The organism is Acinetobacter sp. ANC_7511 (assembly GCF_056779975.1).
Genome location: NZ_JBWYIY010000007.1, coordinates 37,265 through 55,377, shown reverse-complemented (window position 1 = coordinate 55,377; position 18,113 = coordinate 37,265). Strand labels below are relative to the sequence as shown.

General features: G+C 38.5%; 16 protein-coding genes and 1 pseudogene. 5 read left to right on the top strand and 12 right to left on the bottom strand.

The features are described 5' to 3' along the window. Window positions 1-5: 5 nt before the first annotated feature. The 7 genes and pseudogenes from AC1M9L_RS06110 to apbC form a co-directional block, all read right to left on the bottom strand. On the bottom strand, window positions 6-2,474 hold the full coding sequence (locus AC1M9L_RS06110) for a DUF6160 family protein (RefSeq protein ID WP_481591614.1): 2,469 nt from the start codon (window positions 2,472-2,474) through the stop codon (window positions 6-8). Window positions 2,475-2,499: 25 nt separating this feature from the next. Beyond that, window positions 2,500-3,189, bottom strand: a complete 690-nt coding sequence (locus AC1M9L_RS06105) for a hypothetical protein (protein ID WP_481591613.1) — start codon at window positions 3,187-3,189, stop codon at window positions 2,500-2,502. 106 nt (window positions 3,190-3,295) lie between these two features. Then, window positions 3,296-4,705 (bottom strand): annotated as a pseudogene (locus tag AC1M9L_RS06100) (hypothetical protein); the annotation flags it as partial. A 218-nt stretch (window positions 4,706-4,923) separates the two neighbouring features. After that, on the bottom strand, window positions 4,924-5,493 hold the full coding sequence (gene dcd, locus AC1M9L_RS06095) for a dCTP deaminase (RefSeq protein WP_004694514.1): 570 nt from the start codon (window positions 5,491-5,493) through the stop codon (window positions 4,924-4,926). A gap of 114 nt (window positions 5,494-5,607) precedes the next feature. After that, the gene (locus AC1M9L_RS06090; RefSeq protein ID WP_035269555.1) at window positions 5,608-6,201 is read right to left on the bottom strand and encodes a LysE family translocator; all 594 of its coding nucleotides are present in this window, start codon (window positions 6,199-6,201) and stop codon (window positions 5,608-5,610) included. Window positions 6,202-6,473: 272 nt separating this feature from the next. After that, a complete protein-coding gene (locus tag AC1M9L_RS06085; protein ID WP_481591612.1) occupies window positions 6,474-6,629 on the bottom strand; it encodes a hypothetical protein in 156 nt (51 codons plus the stop codon). A gap of 142 nt (window positions 6,630-6,771) precedes the next feature. Continuing rightward, on the bottom strand, window positions 6,772-8,055 hold the full coding sequence (apbC, locus tag AC1M9L_RS06080; protein WP_481591611.1) for an iron-sulfur cluster carrier protein ApbC: 1,284 nt from the start codon (window positions 8,053-8,055) through the stop codon (window positions 6,772-6,774). 315 nt (window positions 8,056-8,370) lie between these two features. Between apbC and AC1M9L_RS06075 the strand changes: the two genes are divergently transcribed. Continuing rightward, window positions 8,371-8,709, top strand: a complete 339-nt coding sequence (locus tag AC1M9L_RS06075; RefSeq protein ID WP_481591610.1) for a hypothetical protein — start codon at window positions 8,371-8,373, stop codon at window positions 8,707-8,709. Between the two features lie 39 nt (window positions 8,710-8,748). Here the strand turns inward: AC1M9L_RS06075 and AC1M9L_RS06070 are convergent, their stop codons facing one another. Both AC1M9L_RS06070 and AC1M9L_RS06065 read right to left on the bottom strand, forming a co-directional pair. Continuing rightward, on the bottom strand, window positions 8,749-9,099 hold the full coding sequence (locus tag AC1M9L_RS06070; protein ID WP_481591609.1) for a hypothetical protein: 351 nt from the start codon (window positions 9,097-9,099) through the stop codon (window positions 8,749-8,751). Between the two features lie 148 nt (window positions 9,100-9,247). Further along, entirely contained in the window at window positions 9,248-10,054 is an 807-nt protein-coding gene (locus tag AC1M9L_RS06065) for a hypothetical protein (RefSeq protein ID WP_481591608.1), read from the bottom strand. Window positions 10,055-10,238: 184 nt separating this feature from the next. Here AC1M9L_RS06065 and metG point away from each other — a divergent pair, with 184 nt between their 5' ends. Further along, window positions 10,239-12,296, top strand: coding sequence for a methionine--tRNA ligase (metG, locus tag AC1M9L_RS06060; RefSeq protein WP_481591607.1), 2,058 nt, complete (start codon window positions 10,239-10,241; stop codon window positions 12,294-12,296). Between the two features lie 60 nt (window positions 12,297-12,356). Beyond that, complete coding sequence (locus AC1M9L_RS06055) at window positions 12,357-13,334, top strand: DUF4238 domain-containing protein (RefSeq protein WP_481591606.1); 978 nt, start codon at window positions 12,357-12,359, stop codon at window positions 13,332-13,334. An 82-nt stretch (window positions 13,335-13,416) separates the two neighbouring features. Here the strand turns inward: AC1M9L_RS06055 and AC1M9L_RS06050 are convergent, their stop codons facing one another. Continuing rightward, window positions 13,417-14,499 (bottom strand): zinc-dependent alcohol dehydrogenase family protein, encoded by a 1,083-nt coding sequence (locus AC1M9L_RS06050; RefSeq protein WP_481591605.1) that lies wholly within the window; start codon window positions 14,497-14,499, stop codon window positions 13,417-13,419. Between the two features lie 195 nt (window positions 14,500-14,694). Between AC1M9L_RS06050 and AC1M9L_RS06045 the strand changes: the two genes are divergently transcribed. Beyond that, entirely contained in the window at window positions 14,695-15,663 is a 969-nt protein-coding gene (locus tag AC1M9L_RS06045) for an MBL fold metallo-hydrolase (protein ID WP_481591604.1), read from the top strand. A 74-nt stretch (window positions 15,664-15,737) separates the two neighbouring features. Further along, window positions 15,738-16,094: a hypothetical protein gene (locus AC1M9L_RS06040; protein ID WP_481591603.1), complete on the top strand. Its 357-nt coding sequence runs from the start codon at window positions 15,738-15,740 to the stop codon at window positions 16,092-16,094. A 61-nt stretch (window positions 16,095-16,155) separates the two neighbouring features. On the opposite strand, the gene AC1M9L_RS06035 is transcribed toward AC1M9L_RS06040, so the two are convergent. After that, the gene (locus AC1M9L_RS06035; RefSeq protein ID WP_092766961.1) at window positions 16,156-17,274 is read right to left on the bottom strand and encodes a DUF6670 family protein; all 1,119 of its coding nucleotides are present in this window, start codon (window positions 17,272-17,274) and stop codon (window positions 16,156-16,158) included. Window positions 17,275-17,407: 133 nt separating this feature from the next. Beyond that, window positions 17,408-18,031: a LysE family translocator gene (locus AC1M9L_RS06030; RefSeq protein WP_481591602.1), complete on the bottom strand. Its 624-nt coding sequence runs from the start codon at window positions 18,029-18,031 to the stop codon at window positions 17,408-17,410. Window positions 18,032-18,113: the final 82 nt, after the last annotated feature.

Genomic DNA, 18,113 nt, shown 5'->3' with positions numbered 1-18,113 from the left:
ACTTATTAATTTCGAGGTGTAATGCGCAATTCACTATTCAAGCGACCGCCAGTAATAGCCAATTCGCCTAAACGAGCGCCAGCACCTACAGTTGGAGGATAGAAGTTGATGTCTCTTGCTCTAAAAACACCCGAAGTTGTCTTTTGAGGATTGAACATCAAGGCAGCATTCACACCAAATTGTCCCGCACCATTTTGATCTTTACTAACAACCAATGCATTATTAAATGCAATTTTACCTGTCAAACGGTCTAAACCAAGTGTTGAACCATTATGAGGATCGGTAATTTGGAAGGTGTTATTGTCACCTTTCAGCTCTAATTCACCTACAAAAGTTAAGTTCTGACCATCTTCAGCAGCATTATTTGGAATTAAAGAAAAATCAACATCACCACCAAGACGTGATTTCACCACAAACATCACATCATCAGCTAAAGCAAAATTGTTGTCTGGTGATGAACTTCGCGTAGCACATCCTGCTGCTCCACTATTTAATTTACAGGTTTTATAAATGGTACCTGGCAGATATCCCGCAGCAACTTCTGTTGATAGAACAATCAACATATCGCGCAAGCTGACATTTACACTACCATTTTCTACGCCCATATTTCCTGTGCCCTTCGCGTACAGATCAATATTACGTAAACCCATATAGTAATCTGTTGATGTTGCCGTATCTCCACTGCCTACCTTACCGCCATCAACCACTAAAATTGACGTGGTTTTATTACCTAGCGCTTGACCATTAGCTCGGTCTACCCCAGAGGTACTCATTGCAAAAGACAAACCAATTCTTGAGGTATTACCCGTTGTAGCAATCATGTTTTTAACAACATCGGAGCCTGCTAAAGTGTAATAAAAAGCTTGATCTGCACGAACTGATGTTCCATATAGAGCAAGATTGGCATTCAGATTATAAAAAGGCAGTGCCAAACCCCACTCATTTTTAACATTTGTATTCGCAAACAAGTTAGCTGCTGGTGTTCCTGCACTATTGGTAAAACGTCCACGGCGGGAAATAGACTGAAATTCAGCACCACGAATCGCAGCAATCAAGCTGTATGGATTATCACCTGTTACTGCATTATGAATTTGGTGCTGATAATCAGTTGCTAAGGTTAAATAACTTCCATTACCAAAACGACTTTTTTGGAACACTTCGTTTTCAGGTAAGCGCAGTGTTTTTGTATCGGCTAAATTGAGATACACATTACCGCTGTCAAAAGATGCTCGAGTATTTGGTCTTAACCCTGTTAAGTTACTAAACTCAAAACCGTATGCATTTAGACCTGCCCCACCAATTTCTAAAGTCGTTGCTTGTCCATCACTTCCGAGCATTGAATCATTGTCTTTGGTAAAGTCAGCTTTCATACGGAATCCGATTCCAGAATCACCAATTACACTATTACTAGATGAAGCCGTTGGACTATTGGCATTTCCTAGAACACTTTCATTGCCTTTTGTACCACGAAATTGCAACGATGAATTGACCATTCGCCCGCTGGCACCTACACGTATGAGACCTTTAGCTCCTTGAGGATTATTCGTATTGCTATTTAAAGCATATGGGTCATTTGAACTCACGTTCTTATTCAACATTACTTCAATATTTAGACCTGAGTTTGTTGTTTCACCCTCAGCACCTGACTTACCATTGCCATAGGTTCCTGTGTTAATAAATCCTGCTTTTTTTGAAGCCGAATTTGCAACACGGTTTAAATCCACATAACCCAAATTATCATTAGGCGTACTACTCATACCGGCAACATTATCTGTCGACCCTGTACGTGTATTCGACTGCATTCTCAATCCCTCAACTTCATCCACAAACATGGCACCACGTGCTTTGAAGTTGAAATTGAAGTTGTTTAAAACAAGTTGGTTGAGTTGGTTTCGTGCGTCAGTCTGCCCTAAATAGATATTGGCATTTTTAATCCCTAGTGCGATTTCGCTAAGATTCTCTTTGCTGAATAATCCGTGAATCGTTCTAAGTGATAAATCAGTATTCGAAGTAGTTTGTAAAGCCAATTGACCCATTGAAAAACTACAACGGCTTGAACTCTCGTTATCACAAATTCTGAGATTATTCATGGTCACTAAAGCAGGTGTCACACTGGCATTGAAGTCTAAACCTGCTTGGTTCGCATTGCTTCCAGCATTAATTTTAATATCTGCCCCTAATGTTTGATTAGAGACATTACTTTTTCGAATAGAGACATTATCTGCTGTTGCCTGCAATGTATTATTGGTTGCTCCACTACTGCTACGACCAGCTTGATCTTGCCAATAGACCTGATCCATGTTGGCTTCAGTCAATGTTGTCGAGATATGCACACCATCTTGACCATTTACATTTCGCAAAGCTTCATCATGCATCACTTCTAAAGCCATGGCATGTCCACTTGCAAGCAAGATACTCAGGCTTAATGCATTCATAACCAACAATGAGCTGTGATTATATTTTTTATTGTTCATCACATTTCCTTATGCATGTTTAATTTCAACAACGCTGGTGACTGCCGTCACAACCAAACATCATGACTTTACCCTGAACAGCTAAATTACCATTCATTTTTAAACCCATAAAACCAGTTTCTCGCCCATGGTCATATGCAGAACGAGGAGCATTAGATGAATCATAACGTGTCACTTGCAGGTAACCATAGTCAGCAGGACTTGTTCCTACACCCTCAGTGGTGGCATTACTGGTAAATTTATCCTGACCAAAAGCCAAAGCATCAAAACCAAAATTACGAATTTGAATTGGCTTAGATGCATCAAAGCTCAGTTGCATCGCTGCTTTAAGCTGATCAGTACCAGAATCATTTTTATAGCTGAGATCTACACCATCCAAGCCAATCTTTTGAATATTTAGAGTGCCCTGAATCCCTTTAAAAACAAGCCATAATTTAAAACCATCCGTACTACTTGCTTGACCATCTTTGATATAGCGATTATTGACAGCAAGTGCGAGACGACAATATTCCACATCCTTACACAGTGCATCATCAAACACATAACGTTGAACATTATTCTCAGTCACTAACTTTTGGTTTAAAGAAAGTTTTAATGAGAGATCAGCTCCAGCTTGTCCTTCAACATTTTTTAAAGCTTCATCTGACATGGGCTCAAGAGCATAAGTCATTGATGCTATAACAATGAATAGGACAGCGACTAATGAATTTTTCATGAATGCTCTCCTATAATCCTTTTGTGGTGATTTTCATATGCTGAATAAGAACACCATCAATAACCGCAGAACCCATATTTTTAAAATTTGACGGTGGCAATGCGGCATTAGGCGTTTGGGGAATTGGATTGACTGCACCAAAACTTATACCTACTGCATCTGATCCTTTATAAGCACTTAAAGTATTATTCGCAGCGTTATAAGAAGTACTTCCAATAGTGATACTGCTATGTGTTGCATTCGTCCCTTGATAGCCATTCAAACCATTGTTACCACATTTATAAAAGTTACAGGTTGAGCCCGCATATTCTGTCGAGTTTGGATTGCTATAATCTGTGTATATTTTTTTATAAATTTCAGGTTTATTTGGAATACGCGTGAGTTCCAAACTAAAGTTTTTACCATCAGATCCTAGAATCAAAGGCTGATAGAGTGAACCCAATACGATATTGGCATTCAAATTATGAATAAAGATACCCTCATTGGCATCAAATACTGGTGCCAGAGTATTGTTGATAGCAGGGGTTTGTAAATTAGGAGTGTCTGATGTCTCACGCGTACTCAGTCTGAGAATATTGGCTGTTTTATTCCCCGTCGTCAGATTTTGACCATCACCTGAGTTCAAACGCACAAGTCCAGCAACACCCAAGGTGTTGTTATAAAATGCACTCATGCCTGCTTGGTTACTTGCACCATTTAAAGTTTGAAAGATTTTTATATTACTTCCATTAATGGAAAAATTATTCCAAATGGCCTGTAAACGAAGTCGATTAGCACGATCCGCATTACTCGTTCCTGCTTTTTCACCCAATTGGTAAAGTAGTGGATCCCCATCTTTACGAGAAGGATCAAGCACAAAAGCATCCGCCCACATGGCCATCTTCAATCTGTAAGCATCAAGACCACTGGCTGCATCCGTAGGACGAACTGTGTCCATTAATGGAGCTTCAAGCGTCAAGAATGGAACCTGACAGCTAGGATCATTACTTATACATGTTTTATTTAAATCAAAATTTGGAACCTGATTTTCAGTACCGACTCGAAGTAGCCATGGATTGGTTGCTGTTCCCCATGATCCTATACGTGCATCTTTATCTGTCGCAGCTAAGCGCGTATTGTGATTATTATCAGATTTAGATAATGCGAGACCATACACGAACAAATCAGCCTTACCCACGGAATGATCTTCTGACCCTACTGTTCCATTTTTATTGGTATCCAATGCCGCATCCGTTAAAGGACCCACTGGAATGAGATGAATATATCCGGTATCTTTTTGGCGATTCATTAAATCTGCCGCAGTTGAATTTTCCCCTTGAAAAACAAAATAAGCATCTTGAGGAATCATGGCGACACCCTCACCAGTCGTCGCACTTAAATTTTCATCCGAAAGAGGCTGCAATGCATAGACCGAAACCGTATTAAGCGTCATTAAACTTGCAAGTAAAGTCTGATTAAATATGTTCGTATAATTAAGTGCCATCTCGACCTTCCCGTATACGATGCCTTGCACCATATTTATATTTTTAATTGTTCAGAGAAGAATTCCATGCTTCTCTTTTAATATTAAGATTACATCACAGTTTATAGTATATAAATGAAGTAGAATTTGCAAAAAATTGCGATTGGGTTGGCATTTTTTCCGATAAATGAATAAATTCAATTTTTCAAATACTTATAAAAAAAGCAAACTCATTGAGTTTGCTTTTTGCATGAAGTCTTACAATTCAATACTTAGGTTTTAGGTAAAGTTACACCTGTTTGACCTTGATATTTTCCACCACGATCTTTATAAGATGTTTCGCACACTTCATCAGACTCAAAGAACAACATTTGAGCAACACCTTCACCAGCATAAATACGTGCAGGTAAATTGGTTGTATTTGAAAATTCCAAGGTCACATGACCTTCCCACTCAGGCTCAAGTGGCGTCACGTTTACAATAATACCGCAACGCGCATAGGTTGATTTACCTAAACACACCGTCAAGACATTACGTGGGATACGGAAGTATTCTACTGTACGAGCAAGCGCAAATGAATTAGGTGGAATAATACACACGTCAGCTTCGATATCGATAAAACTTTTATCATCGAAATTTTTTGGGTCAACAATAGCAGAGTGAACGTTTGTGAACACTTTGAACTCACGCGCACAACGAACATCATAACCATAGCTTGAAACGCCATATGAAATGAGTTTTTGACCATTTTCATCTAAACGAACTTGGTTTTCTGCATACGGTTCAATCATGCCGTGTTTTTCGCTCATTTCGCGAATCCAACGATCAGACTTAATAGCCATTTATTTATTCCCAGAATACATATTCAATTACTGCGCTGTACTTTAACTGAAAACCCCGTCAATGGAAATAACCCACGATTTGTATTCCTGTTCAGTCTGCTGCGGTGAATCATCTTAAAGACTTAACAATGCCGAATAACTCATTGGAATTGAGAAACTCATCAGGACTAAGGATGCTGTTTTTTGCATATTGGACTGGTTTAACCATTTAATTTTATTATTGGCTAACAGCGACCCAATAAGTGTCCAAATAAAAGCGATGGGTAGGATCAATAAAATAAACATCAACATGTGCGCAATATAATAATCTACACTCACCCAAACAATAGCAGGGAAAATAGCCGATGCAAAAAGCAAAGCTTTAGGATTAAGTAAAGTTGCACAGAATAATTCAGAAGCTTTGATGGTGGGCTGATTCAACTGATGTTCTACGTTGGCAGTGCGCCATAATTTGATGGCCAGATAGATAATATAGAATGAACTAAATAATTTTAATATCACTGGCAAAATTGGCAAATGAGTGGTGACACGACCAATTAAAAATCCCCATGCAGTGATGGCAATAAGATAGCCTAATGCTTCCGCGGGTATTAAGCGAAATGACTTTTTAATACCTACCTGTATGCCTGAAGATGCAAGTAAAGTATTGGTTGGTCCGGGTGTGAATAAAATCGTGGTAACCAACGCAATAAAGAGCCATGAAATCATAGGATGACCTCGCTGATAATGCGCTCAGATTAATCAGGATTATTTCAATTGGCAAAATATTATTTGTGTGAAAATTTCTCAAGAATGAAACACAATTTTTTTTGTAATATTTTTCATCAGGTTAGTTTGTCATTTAAATTATAACTCTGAAGTCACACAATGTAATCGAAACGAAAAACATGATGTACTCTTGCAAAAATGCTTATAGCACGTTCTTCATCGATGAAATTCAGCATCACATTCCATTCACGCTGTGATGCTGAGTTCAAACATTAATTTGACTGTTGTTCAGCTTCTTGAACCTGAATATTTAAAGATTTCTTTTTGAATTCTTCAGGATAATCAACATAAGGAATAATGGCAGCAGAAGCTGTCGTTGACAGAATGAGAGAAATCATAACCATCTTCATTGCAGTGATTGAACGCATTTCTATACCCATATAACGTGAAATTTCACAAAATATTTTAGGTAGAAAAATTAGAGTAAATAATCCTAAAACGACGAACGGTCAACAAAAAACCTGCCTAAGTCAGACTTAGACAGGTTTAACATCGAGTCTTTTCAAATACTTAGAAAATCCGACTTTGATCTTTTTCAGCTTTAGGCAATGCAGCTGCAATCTTCTGTGCAATTTCAATATAACTATCTGCTGCATCATCACCAATCAATACAGATGGTTTACCTTCATCGGCATGCTCTCGGATTTTCGCATTCAATGGTAAACGTCCAAGTAATGGAATATCGTATTGTTCCGATAACTTATCGCCACCACCAGTACCAAAGATTTGCTCTTCATGGCCACAGTTTGAACAAATATGTGTCGACATATTTTCCACCACGCCCATCACAGGAATTTGAACACGGTTAAACAATTCAATACCTTTGGTCGCATCCATCAATGCGACATTTTGTGGTGTCGTCACGATCACTGCACCGGTCACTGGAATACGTTGTGCCAGAGTTAATTGAATATCCCCTGTTCCTGGTGGCATGTCGATCATTAATACATCAAGATCAGGCCAAAGGGTTTGGTTGAACAGTTGCATCAATGCGCCTGTTGCTTTTGGACCACGCCAAGCCACAGGAGTATTGTGATCTCCTGTCAGATGACCAATCGACAACACCGCCATACCAAAAGCATCCAACGGTACAAAATGTTCTGCCTCGATCATTGGGGTTTTACCGGCATTGCCAAGCATCGTTGGGATACTTGGACCATAGATATCTGCATCCAACACACCTACTTTCAGCCCGAGCTTTTGTAATGCCAGAGCTAAATTTACCGTAGTGGTTGATTTGCCTACACCACCCTTACCTGACGAAACTAAAATCACGTTCTGGATACGTGGATGCTTAGGTACATCACGTTGCTGTGGTGCAGCTTTTTGAATCGGTGCTTCTTCTTGTTGAGGTTGGTAATTCGCATTCGCTTGTTTTACCGCATCTTGGCTTGCAGATGCATCTACAACAGGAGGCAGATTGGATTTTGGGGCTTCGGCTTTTTTGCTTGAACAGCTTTCACCTGCTGCATGGTTGTGCCCACAGCCACCTTGTTGTTGAGCATGACTGCCTGTTTTTTGCTGAATGACATGCATATTCAGCTCTTTAATCCCACACTTTTCCAAAGCATCAGCAAGTTCATCGTGAATTTGCTGTAACTGATCTTTTTCACTTGGCACGGTATTAATGGTAATTTGTAGTACATCATCTTCAACATTGACCTGTGTGATTCGATCTTTCAAAAAATTGTCAGAATTCGGCAAAACGTAGTGTTGTAATACGTGTTGTACAGCCTCTTCATTCACCTCCTTTGAGGGTGAAAAAACAGATTTGAGTGAAGAAAGCCACGACATACCGTACTCCAAGTCTGGACAGAAACTGATAAAGGAATAGTTTAACGAGAAATATCAACAAGGTTAAGCAACAATATATTGATCCCCGTTTGATTAGAAATATGTTAGTCGAATTCCAACTAAATTAGTCAGCTTTTTTATTATTTTTATTGGCGTATTGCGAATGCTGCCATTGATACAGGCTATAAACTTGATTTCACTGTTAAACGCCTTGATTCATGTTGCAAGTGATTCATGCTTTCAACAAATAGCAACACAATAGAGAATTTTTAAATTAAAATTGAAAAGAATATAAAACCAAGATAACACTTCGATATGTCTTTAAAACAAAGAAATCTGAAACTTAAATTAAAAACACGCTCAATAACTGCCTTAATGAGCACAATGCTCCTTCTACCAATTTTAGGCTATGCCGCCAATGAATCCCGAAGTTTTCGTACTCCTTCTGGACAAATCATCAGCTTAGGTGACTCTTATGCAAAATTAAGCTCACACATGAAGCAGACGCCGACTTCAACACAAAATTATGAATGGAAAGAAGGAAAAAATCGTTTTATGGCTTATAGCTATACCTACGAATTTCATGATCTGATTTACACCTTTACTGTGGTGAATAATGAAATTAGAAAAATCGAATGGATTAGAAAAAATTAAAAAAAAGCTCATCTGATGATGAGCTTTTTTGTGATCAATTTACTTTTTCAGTTGATCAATTTTCTCTGATGCTTTTGCTTTAAGATCCGCAAATTTTTCACTCGCTTGATCTTTCAGTTCATGCAATTTATCTGTTGCTTGCTCTTTTAAATCTACCGCTTTATGTTTTAAATCATCTAAAGTTGAATGCGCTTCAGAAGAATTTTGCTGCGTATCATGTTTAAGATCATTCAGTTTTTTTTCACCTTCAAGCTTGGCTTCTGCTGCACCATGCTTCACTTGATCCAATGCTTTCTCGCCTTTCAGCTCAGCTTCTTTCGCCTTCAATTTCAGATCATCGCCGAGTTCTGAAGCTTTGTTTTTTAAGTCATCAATTTTATTATTCGACATCTTCAATCCTCTTTATCGCTTTGATAGTAAATCTAAGTTATATCGAAGATTTGCAGTGCTCATCGTAAATGTTTCGAATCACTACAATTTCTCACATGATGATGTAGAACAACACTACGCTGTAACTTTTGAGTTTAAAATGATGAATTTAGGAGCGAATACTCGACATAAAGTTCAATGCAGAAAACAACCAAATAAATAAAATAAAGCTTCGTGCTTGTGTGAAATGCTCGACATCCGTGCCATGCAAAATATTATGACGTGTCGCGGTCACATTCGAGCTTGAATCCATTTTATAAGCCGCGAGTTCTGCAAAGTATGGATTAAGCTCAATGGCTATCTTAGATTTATGCCAAAGGCTCTTAATTTCATTGCCTTTCAAACCCGGTACAATTTTATAAACATCGACAAACTTGGTGCCGTTTTGTTTTAAGAATGCTTGTTGAATCAGTACATCTGTCAACAGCCCTTCCAACTGTGCATAGAGTAAAGGCACACAACCTGCATAACAGCCGAGTTTATAAATTTTAAAAGCTTCGATAATCACAGGACGACGCAAGGCTTTATTCTGCTCATCGATCTGCATAGCATCGAAAGCGGTCAACACATCTTTTTGAAAAGCTTCAGTGTTAATAACATCAAGTAAGTTAAAACTTTGCACATCTTCATAAGCATGAATTTGTTGCCAAAAGTGCATCAGGTTTAACGCATCATTGGCAACTTTCGAACCGACAGGTTGATCCAACTGATCGGCAAGCACATTAAAATATTCATCTTGCTGGGCAAGTTCACGTAAATGATTGACTAAAAGTGTATGTTCGCCTTGTGAGATTTGATCAAGATAATCCTGTGCCTGATTAAGAATTTGCTTACCCAGAGTTGGTAAGCCCTGCACATTCGATTTGATGCGTTTTACAGGTTGCTCATCTTCATAATCATCAAAATCGTTATACATGGTCAAACACTCAGGTGAATAGCAGGATATCTATTATCCCTGATAAGTCTGTAACAAAGTAGCCTTTCCACGTGCTCTAACTTTGTTAATAAATAAGAATTCATCAAAAGGCTTATGCAAGTCTCGCCTATCTCATGTAAAATTATCGCCCATTGCATAAAATACGAATGAGAGAGTCAGATCCGTGCGTAATATCTTAGTCACTAACGCCCTTCCATACGCCAATGGCCCGATCCATATGGGTCACCTACTCGGTTATATCCAAGCAGATATTTGGGTACGTGCGATGCGTGCAATGGGTCATAACGTGACTTATGTCTGCGCGGACGATGCTCACGGTACAGCAATTATGCTACGTGCCGAAGCCAACGGCATTACTCCAGAACAGCAAATTGCCAATGTGCAAAAAGAACATGAGCGTGACTTTGCCGGCTTCAAGGTTGATTTCGATCACTACGACTCAACCAACAGCGCTGAAAACCAAGCACGTGCTTCTGAGATTTATATTAAGAACCGTGAAGCAGGAAATATTGCAGTTCGTCCTGTAACCCAGTTATTCGACCCTGAAAAAGGCATGTTCTTGTCTGACCGTTTTATTAAAGGCACATGCCCGAAATGTAAAGCGGAAGATCAATACGGCGATTCATGCGAAGTATGTGGTACAACGTATAACGCAACTGAATTGTTAAATCCTAAATCAACTTTGAGCGGTGCGACTCCTGTTGAGAAATCTTCAGATCACTACTTCTTTAAACTACCGAACTTTGGTGAATACCTACAAAAATGGACACGTGACGAAGGTCGTTTACCTGTGTCGATTGCCAACAAGTTAGATGAATGGTTTGAAGCAGGTTTGTCGGATTGGGATATTTCTCGTGATGCGCCTTACTTCGGTTTTGAAATCCCTGATGCTCCAAACAAATACTTCTATGTTTGGGTGGATGCGCCAATCGGCTATATGTCGAGCTTTGAAAATTACATCAAAACTAAACGTCCTGACTTAAGCTTTGATGACTATTGGAAAAAAGATTCTAAAAATGAGGTGTATCACTTCATTGGTAAAGACATCGTGTATTTCCACGCATTGTTCTGGCCTGCAATGCTTGAAGGTGCCAACTACCGTACACCGACAAGCCTATTCGTAAACGGTTTCTTGACTGTAAACGGTCAGAAGATGTCAAAATCTCGTGGTACGTTCATTAAAGCGGAAACGTATTTAGAGCATTTAAACCCTGAATATTTACGTTACTACTTTGCGTCTAAACTTTCTGACAAAGTTGAAGATTCTGACTTGAACCTTGATGATTTCGTTCAAAAAGTGAATTCTGACCTTGTTGGTAAAGTGGTGAACATCGCAAGTCGTTGTGCGAAATTCATTAACACGAAATTTGACAATAAATTGTCTGCTACATGTGCAGAGCCTGAATTGGTTCAAAGCTTTATCGATGCCGGTGATTCGATCGCTCACGCGTATGAAGCACGCGAATTTTCAACCGCGATTCGTGAAATCATGGCGCTTGCAGATAAAGCCAACCAATACATCGATGAGAAAAAGCCTTGGGCTTTAGCGAAGATTGAAGGTGAAGAACAACAAGTTCATGATGTGTGTTCAGTGGGTATTAACCTATTCCGTCAATTGGCGGTGTACCTTGCGCCTGTATTGCCAACTTTGGCAGAGCAAGTTCAAGCGTTCTTACAATTAGACAGCTTTAACTTTGAATCTCGCAAGCAAATCTTGGTTGCACATGAAATTGCATTGTTCCAACCATTGATGCAACGTGTTGATCCGAAAGCGGTTGCTGCCATGGTGGATGCATCTAAAGATTCTTTAGCTGCCCCTGCTGAAGCACCAAAAGCTGAGAAGAAAAAAGAGAAAGCCAAAGAGAAGAAAGCTGAGCCGAAAGTGGGTGAAGCTGAAATTATCGGTATCGAAGACTTTATGAAAGTTGACCTACGTGTAGCGGAAGTTCTTGAAGCCGCTCACGTTGAAGGTTCGGATAAACTTTTACAACTCACTTTAAATGTTGGTGAAGCTGAACCACGTAACGTGTTTAGCGGTATTCGTGAGTTCTATAAGCCTGAAGACTTAAAAGGCAAATTGGTGGTGATGGTGGCAAACCTTGCACCACGTAAGATGCGTTTTGGTATTTCTAACGGTATGGTGTTGGCTGCGGGTAATGGCGACGGCGTTTGGGTGATTTCACCTGAATCTGGTGCTAAACCGGGTGATAAAGTGTCTTAACATATATATACTTATAAAGAGCCCTGCTATATTTTAGTGGGGCTTTTTAATTTTGAAATTATGAATTTAAAGAAAAAACAACACTATGTTAGCCAATTTTATTTAAAGGCTTGGAGTAAAGATCAAGATAGAATCTTTGCCTGTGATTTGAAATCAAAGCCATTTCTAGTCAAAACTAATGCTACAGCTTATAGTAAATTCTTTTATAGAATTAGACCTTTAAGTTACGAAGCTATAAGGGCTTTAGAAAATATTGTAGAAATACTAGATGCACATAACACAACAATTTATAAAAAAGTTATTAAATCTATAAATCGGATTTTATTAAAATGGGAGATAGTTAAGAACATTTATCCTAATGAAAAAATTAGAACAGATGGTGAAACGAATGAAATCATAAAAGAGTTTCAAACAAATATTATCGAAGAATATTTTTCATATTTTGAAAGTAAGGCATCACCTATCATCACAAAAATTATTCAATCTGAGAACCTTCATATAGATAAGAAAGAATATCAAGAGTTATTATTTTATATGACACTACAATTTCTTAGAACTCGAAAGGTGCTAGATAAGGCTCATTTTGAATTTAAGAAATATCATCCTGATTTAACATATGAGGAAATGTATACCATTTCTATATATGTATCCTTAATCATAAATGAAAAATTACATTTATCTTTACTCAAAGATTTAAATACTCTTCATATAGTTAAAAATTGTACAGAAATAAATATTATCACTTCAGATAATCCATGTATAAATTATAAGCTCGATCATTTTAATAATAAGGAGTTTGAATGTATTTTTCCTATTTCACCACATATTTATTTGATACTCAAAGAAAATTCCTACAGTGACCAAATAAGAGATTATATTTCAAAAGAATTAGAAAACTACCCTGAAGAAAATGTAATTAATAAATTAGTTTTTATAGAGGAAACCTCTGATACTAATAAGATTTATTGGGTTAACAACCTTATTAAACGACACTGTAATAGATATCTTTATGCTATAACTGAAAAGGACTTTATATAGATAAGATTTTGGCGAGCTGTGCAATCATCTAGAATAATAAAAAAGACTTCCGAAGAAGCCTTTTACTAAATTTTAGAAGTAATTAAGCCACTTCAATCATTACTTTCATGGCATTTTCATCAGCAGCATGTTTAAACACATCATACGCTTTTTCAAAATCATCAAATTTAAAATGATGCGTTGCAAGCTTTTCTAAAGGCAACTTACCCGAACAACAGCTCTTTAATAGCATCCCTGTGGTGTTGGCATTCACTAAACCTGTAGTAATGGTGAGATTCTTAATCCACAGTTTATTCAGCTCAAAATTCACTGGCTTACCATGTACACCCACGTTGGCAATATGCCCGCCTTCTTTCACAATATTTTGACAAATATTCCAAGTTGGCTCGATGCCTACTGCTTCTATTGCACAGTCCACACCACGGCCATTCGTCAACTCTAAAATACGTTTCACAGCATCTTCTTTACCTGAGTTAATCGTATGCGTTGCACCCAATTCTTTGGCTAGTGCTAGACGGTTATCATCCATATCCACGGCAATAATTTGCGAAGGTGAATAGAACTGAGAAGTTAACAAACAGCCCATACCAATTGGACCTGTACCCACAATCGCAATCACATCACCTGGTTTTACATCACCATATTGCACACCAATTTCATGTGCTGTTGGCAATACATCAGAGAGAAAAACAGCAACCTCTTCGTTTAAGCCTTCAGGCAGTGGATACAGTGAGGTATCTGCAAATGGGGTACGTACATATTCGGCATGTGTACCATCAATCATATAACCCATAATCCAACCGCCTTCATTACGGCAATGAGCATATAACTGCTTTTGGCAGTTTTCACAGGTACCACAACGGCTGACACAAGAGATAATGACACGGTCACCTTTTTTAAAGTTTTTTACAGCACTGCCTACCTCTTCAACAATACCAATGCCTTCGTGCCCTAAAATACGACCATTAAAACTGCCTGTTTTTTGTTTTGCAGTTTCTTCAATTTCAGCGTTTTTACCTTTCCAAATCCCTAGATCTGTCCCACAAATCGTGGTTTTCACAATTTTAATTACAGCATCTGTGGGATCAATCACTTGTGGTTTTGGACGCTCTTCAAAACGAATATCATTTTCACCATAATAGACAACTGCACGCATCGTCGACATTTTTATTTCCTTATTTTCATTTCACCAATTGTGTTTCTATCTAGCCATGAGTTGATCTCGCTTGTGTGCTAATCATGTTTCATTGATTAGTCTTTTTATAATTCACCTATGCGATTTATTGCTGTAAAAGCTGAAATGAAAAAAATAAAAAATTGTGCTAAAAATAAAATATCGACCTGATGACTATAAATAGCGATGAAACTTATAAAATACACTTGTCTAGCACTATCTCTATCCACCATTTCTTCTGGTATTCAGGCTACTGAATCAACAGTACAACCTCAAAAACAAGTCGCTGGCTACTACCATCACCAAATCGGAAACACCCAAATCACCGCCCTACTCGATGGTACAAACTATCTCAATCCATCTATGTTTAAAGGCTTAAGCGACTTTGATAAAACTGAAATCCTAAAGAAATACGCTGCGGTGAACGACAAAGGCATACAAACCTCAGTCAACGCCTTTCTCATCAATACAGGCAACCAACTGCTGATGGTCGACAGCGGAGCTGCTAGCTGCTTTGGCGCACATTTAGGTTCAATCTATAACAACCTCAAAGCATCTGGTTATCAGCCTACGCAAGTGAATGGTATCTTCCTCACTCACTTACACCCTGACCATGTTTGCGGTATTTCAAACAATGGCGTAGCGAATTATCCAAACGCCACCCTGCATATTGCCAAAACTGAATACGATTACTGGATGAGTCCAAATACGGTTAAAAAACTACCAAAAGAGAAACAAGCTGGTTTCCTAGGTACAGTAGAAAAGATTAAAGCTGCTCTTGCACCGTATGAAAAAGCCCAAAAAATTAAAGTTTTTTCTGACAAATCTTTAGCTTTTGGTAATGTGCAATTTAAACCATCTTTTGGTCACACCCCAGGACATTACAGCTTTAAACTCAAAACTCCTGAGCAAGACGTGGTATTTATTGGTGATATTGTGCATTCTCATACTTTGCAGTTCGACAAACCCGAAACTGCTATCGAATTCGATATTGATCCAAAAGCAGCCGTAGAAACACGCTTAAAACACTTTGCTGAATATGCTAAAGACGGACAGCTGATTGCGGCACCGCATTTACCATTCCCGGGGCTTGGGCACATTTATTCCAAAGATGGACAAAGCTACCAATGGATACCGGTTCACTTTAAAGATTAAACTAAAGTCACGTAATGGTTGAAATTTCAAGTATTTTTTTTAAAGTTCCCTCGCTTAAAAATGGGGGTAAACTAATGAAAAAATTATTAATTTCAATTATCGCAGCAACTTCAGCATTGACGACAGGCAGTTCAGTTCGTATGGCTGATATGACAGTTGCTTCAACTAAAAACTACAATCTTAACTCAAATCAGTTCGTGAAAGGTGAACGTGTAACAGGTGAAGATAAGGTCCCAGTTGTCTTGTTCCCTTTAGGGGTTCCAAACTTTAAAACTGCTGTAGATCGTGCTATTGAAAAAAATCGTTGCGCTGTGGCTCTTTCTGATGTGGTGATCACTCAATTGAATCAAGCATTCATTGTTGGTCAAATTGGTTATCGTGTAGAAGGTACACAAGTAATTGACCGTTCACAGCCTGAATGTAAGAAATAAGATTTTAAAAAAGTCTCTAATACGTTTAGAGGCTTTTTTATGGGCGTATTTAAATCAAAAATTAGGTGTCTAAATTTACGTTCTGTCTTCGGTCGATATATTCAACATAACCTCGCCCCTTACGTTCAGTTCCATTCAGCAAACCACTCCACTGATAAGAACTCACATAACCTGCGGCTAAACCATAACAATATTCCGTATCCGCAACCGCAAGAATATCTAACACTTTCTCACCTTGATGATGCGCAATCCATCTAAAAGACTGAGGCACCTCCATCTCAAAACCGTCAGGTGTTATTTTCGGATCAGGCTTTAATGCGATGACTTGAAAAGCAACCTCACCATCATACTGGATGGAGGTACCATCAATATGGCGATAAGACACAGCGGTATAGGTAGGTTCACCTGCAAAACCGATATAGGCCAAGACCAATTGTGACTCATCATCTATGTTGATGACTTGATAACTAAAACTGTCTAACGGCACCAATCCTGTGGTCGGTTTAATGGGACTCGGCAACATTGAGCTTGAGACTGCTTTCCAATGTTCCAGTGTACATAACCCTTTAACTTCAACACGTTTTCCATGTTGGGTCAAATGACCGTCATATTGCATCAATACACTAAAGTGCTGATATAACATGCTATGTGCAAACCACGTAATGGCAGGCGTTGGGGTTAACCAAAGATCAACTTGCAGATCATCACGTTCAGATACTAGATGATAACTCCCTTCAATTTCAGCAAGGAAAGATTCTCGACCAAACTCAACCTTAAATGGCTTTTGATGGAATACAATGTCGTCTTGAATATTATAAATGCGGAAGGCTTCTTCATCTGTCGATAAGGCTGTTCCATGTACCAAAGTAGCGGTATTTTCAGGACTAAGACCAGAAATCGACTTGGGTAAATGCGTTATCTTCGCACCGACATCACCAATGACAGAAGCATAGGACAGATATCGAAAAGGCTCAGGTAAATCTGGAATCATAATTCCATAATGCGTACTCGCGAATTGACGATGAAAAACATGCGCGTCTAAATTATATTCGCGTGGTAAAAGTGCTTGTTCTTCTGGCTCTACTGCACCCAAAAGGTTTTTGGCCATTTGACCCAATTGATAGTAGAACTTTTGTTGTAGACTTTTATTTTTTGAATGGCTACTGAGGAGAGAATACATAACAAACTCACAAACAATGAGAGATGTTTACACCCTAAACAACCTCTCCTCAGTTCTTTATAGCTGATCAGGACTGGCAAATGTGAATTCAGGTCAGATCATAAAAATTGTTAGACAAGATTAAAAATGCGATCTACTTCACACTAAAAATCAATTTCAATCCGAGCACAGACATCACAATGCCCGCACCACGATCAAATACTTTCTTAAATTTTAAATACACCGCACGCGGTTTTTCCGCTGATAATGCAACCGCCACCAACGAGCACCAACCAGCATCGATAAAAAAGCACAGCATTGGTAACACAAAGTAAAAATACAACGGAATCTCTTTGGGTAATAAAGCTGTGAAAATACTGGCAAGTACAATGGCAATTTTAGGATTCGACAATTGAGTAATTAAGCCTGTGGTAAATGCACGTCGTAAACTCATCGGATGCGATGCAGAATGATCAGCTTCGATTGGATCTTTGGCATGTTTAATAATTTTATATGCCAAAAACAATAAATATAATCCACCGCAGATTTTCAAAGCCAAATATGCTGAAGGCACTGCAAGTAAGAATGCCTGTAAGCCTAATACTGCCAATAAACCAAAAATCGCAGCACCGAAACCAGTTCCTAGTGCAGTAAATAAACCATGTTTACGCGAAATAGCGATTGAATTTTTAGCGACATAGATTGAAGTCGGCCCCGGACTCATTGCGCCCAGTAAAAGTGCTGCTGCAATCGAACCTAAAATCCAAATTGATTCCACATTAATTCCATAGTAGATGATTGATTTATCGCGTTATTCTACTTGGAAGCCTTATGAATATTTCCCTAATTATTTGAGTGAT

Bases quoted from the DNA above. Each gene is read 5' to 3' on its own strand.
- AC1M9L_RS06110 (WP_481591614.1), bottom strand. From the start codon at position 2,474: ATGAACAATAAAAAATATAATCACAGCTCATTGTTGGTTATGAATGCA.
- AC1M9L_RS06105 (WP_481591613.1), bottom strand. From the start codon at position 3,189: ATGAAAAATTCATTAGTCGCTGTCCTATTCATTGTTATAGCATCAATG.
- dcd (WP_004694514.1), bottom strand. From the start codon at position 5,493: ATGGCTATTAAGTCTGATCGTTGGATTCGCGAAATGAGCGAAAAACAC.
- AC1M9L_RS06090 (WP_035269555.1), bottom strand. From the start codon at position 6,201: ATGATTTCATGGCTCTTTATTGCGTTGGTTACCACGATTTTATTCACA.
- AC1M9L_RS06085 (WP_481591612.1), bottom strand. From the start codon at position 6,629: ATGCGTTCAATCACTGCAATGAAGATGGTTATGATTTCTCTCATTCTG.
- apbC (WP_481591611.1), bottom strand. From the start codon at position 8,055: ATGTCGTGGCTTTCTTCACTCAAATCTGTTTTTTCACCCTCAAAGGAG.
- AC1M9L_RS06075 (WP_481591610.1), top strand. From the start codon at position 8,371: ATGTCTTTAAAACAAAGAAATCTGAAACTTAAATTAAAAACACGCTCA.
- AC1M9L_RS06070 (WP_481591609.1), bottom strand. From the start codon at position 9,099: ATGTCGAATAATAAAATTGATGACTTAAAAAACAAAGCTTCAGAACTC.
- AC1M9L_RS06065 (WP_481591608.1), bottom strand. From the start codon at position 10,054: ATGTATAACGATTTTGATGATTATGAAGATGAGCAACCTGTAAAACGC.
- AC1M9L_RS06055 (WP_481591606.1), top strand. From the start codon at position 12,357: ATGAATTTAAAGAAAAAACAACACTATGTTAGCCAATTTTATTTAAAG.
- AC1M9L_RS06050 (WP_481591605.1), bottom strand. From the start codon at position 14,499: ATGTCGACGATGCGTGCAGTTGTCTATTATGGTGAAAATGATATTCGT.
- AC1M9L_RS06045 (WP_481591604.1), top strand. From the start codon at position 14,695: ATGAAACTTATAAAATACACTTGTCTAGCACTATCTCTATCCACCATT.
- AC1M9L_RS06040 (WP_481591603.1), top strand. From the start codon at position 15,738: ATGAAAAAATTATTAATTTCAATTATCGCAGCAACTTCAGCATTGACG.
- AC1M9L_RS06035 (WP_092766961.1), bottom strand. From the start codon at position 17,274: ATGTATTCTCTCCTCAGTAGCCATTCAAAAAATAAAAGTCTACAACAA.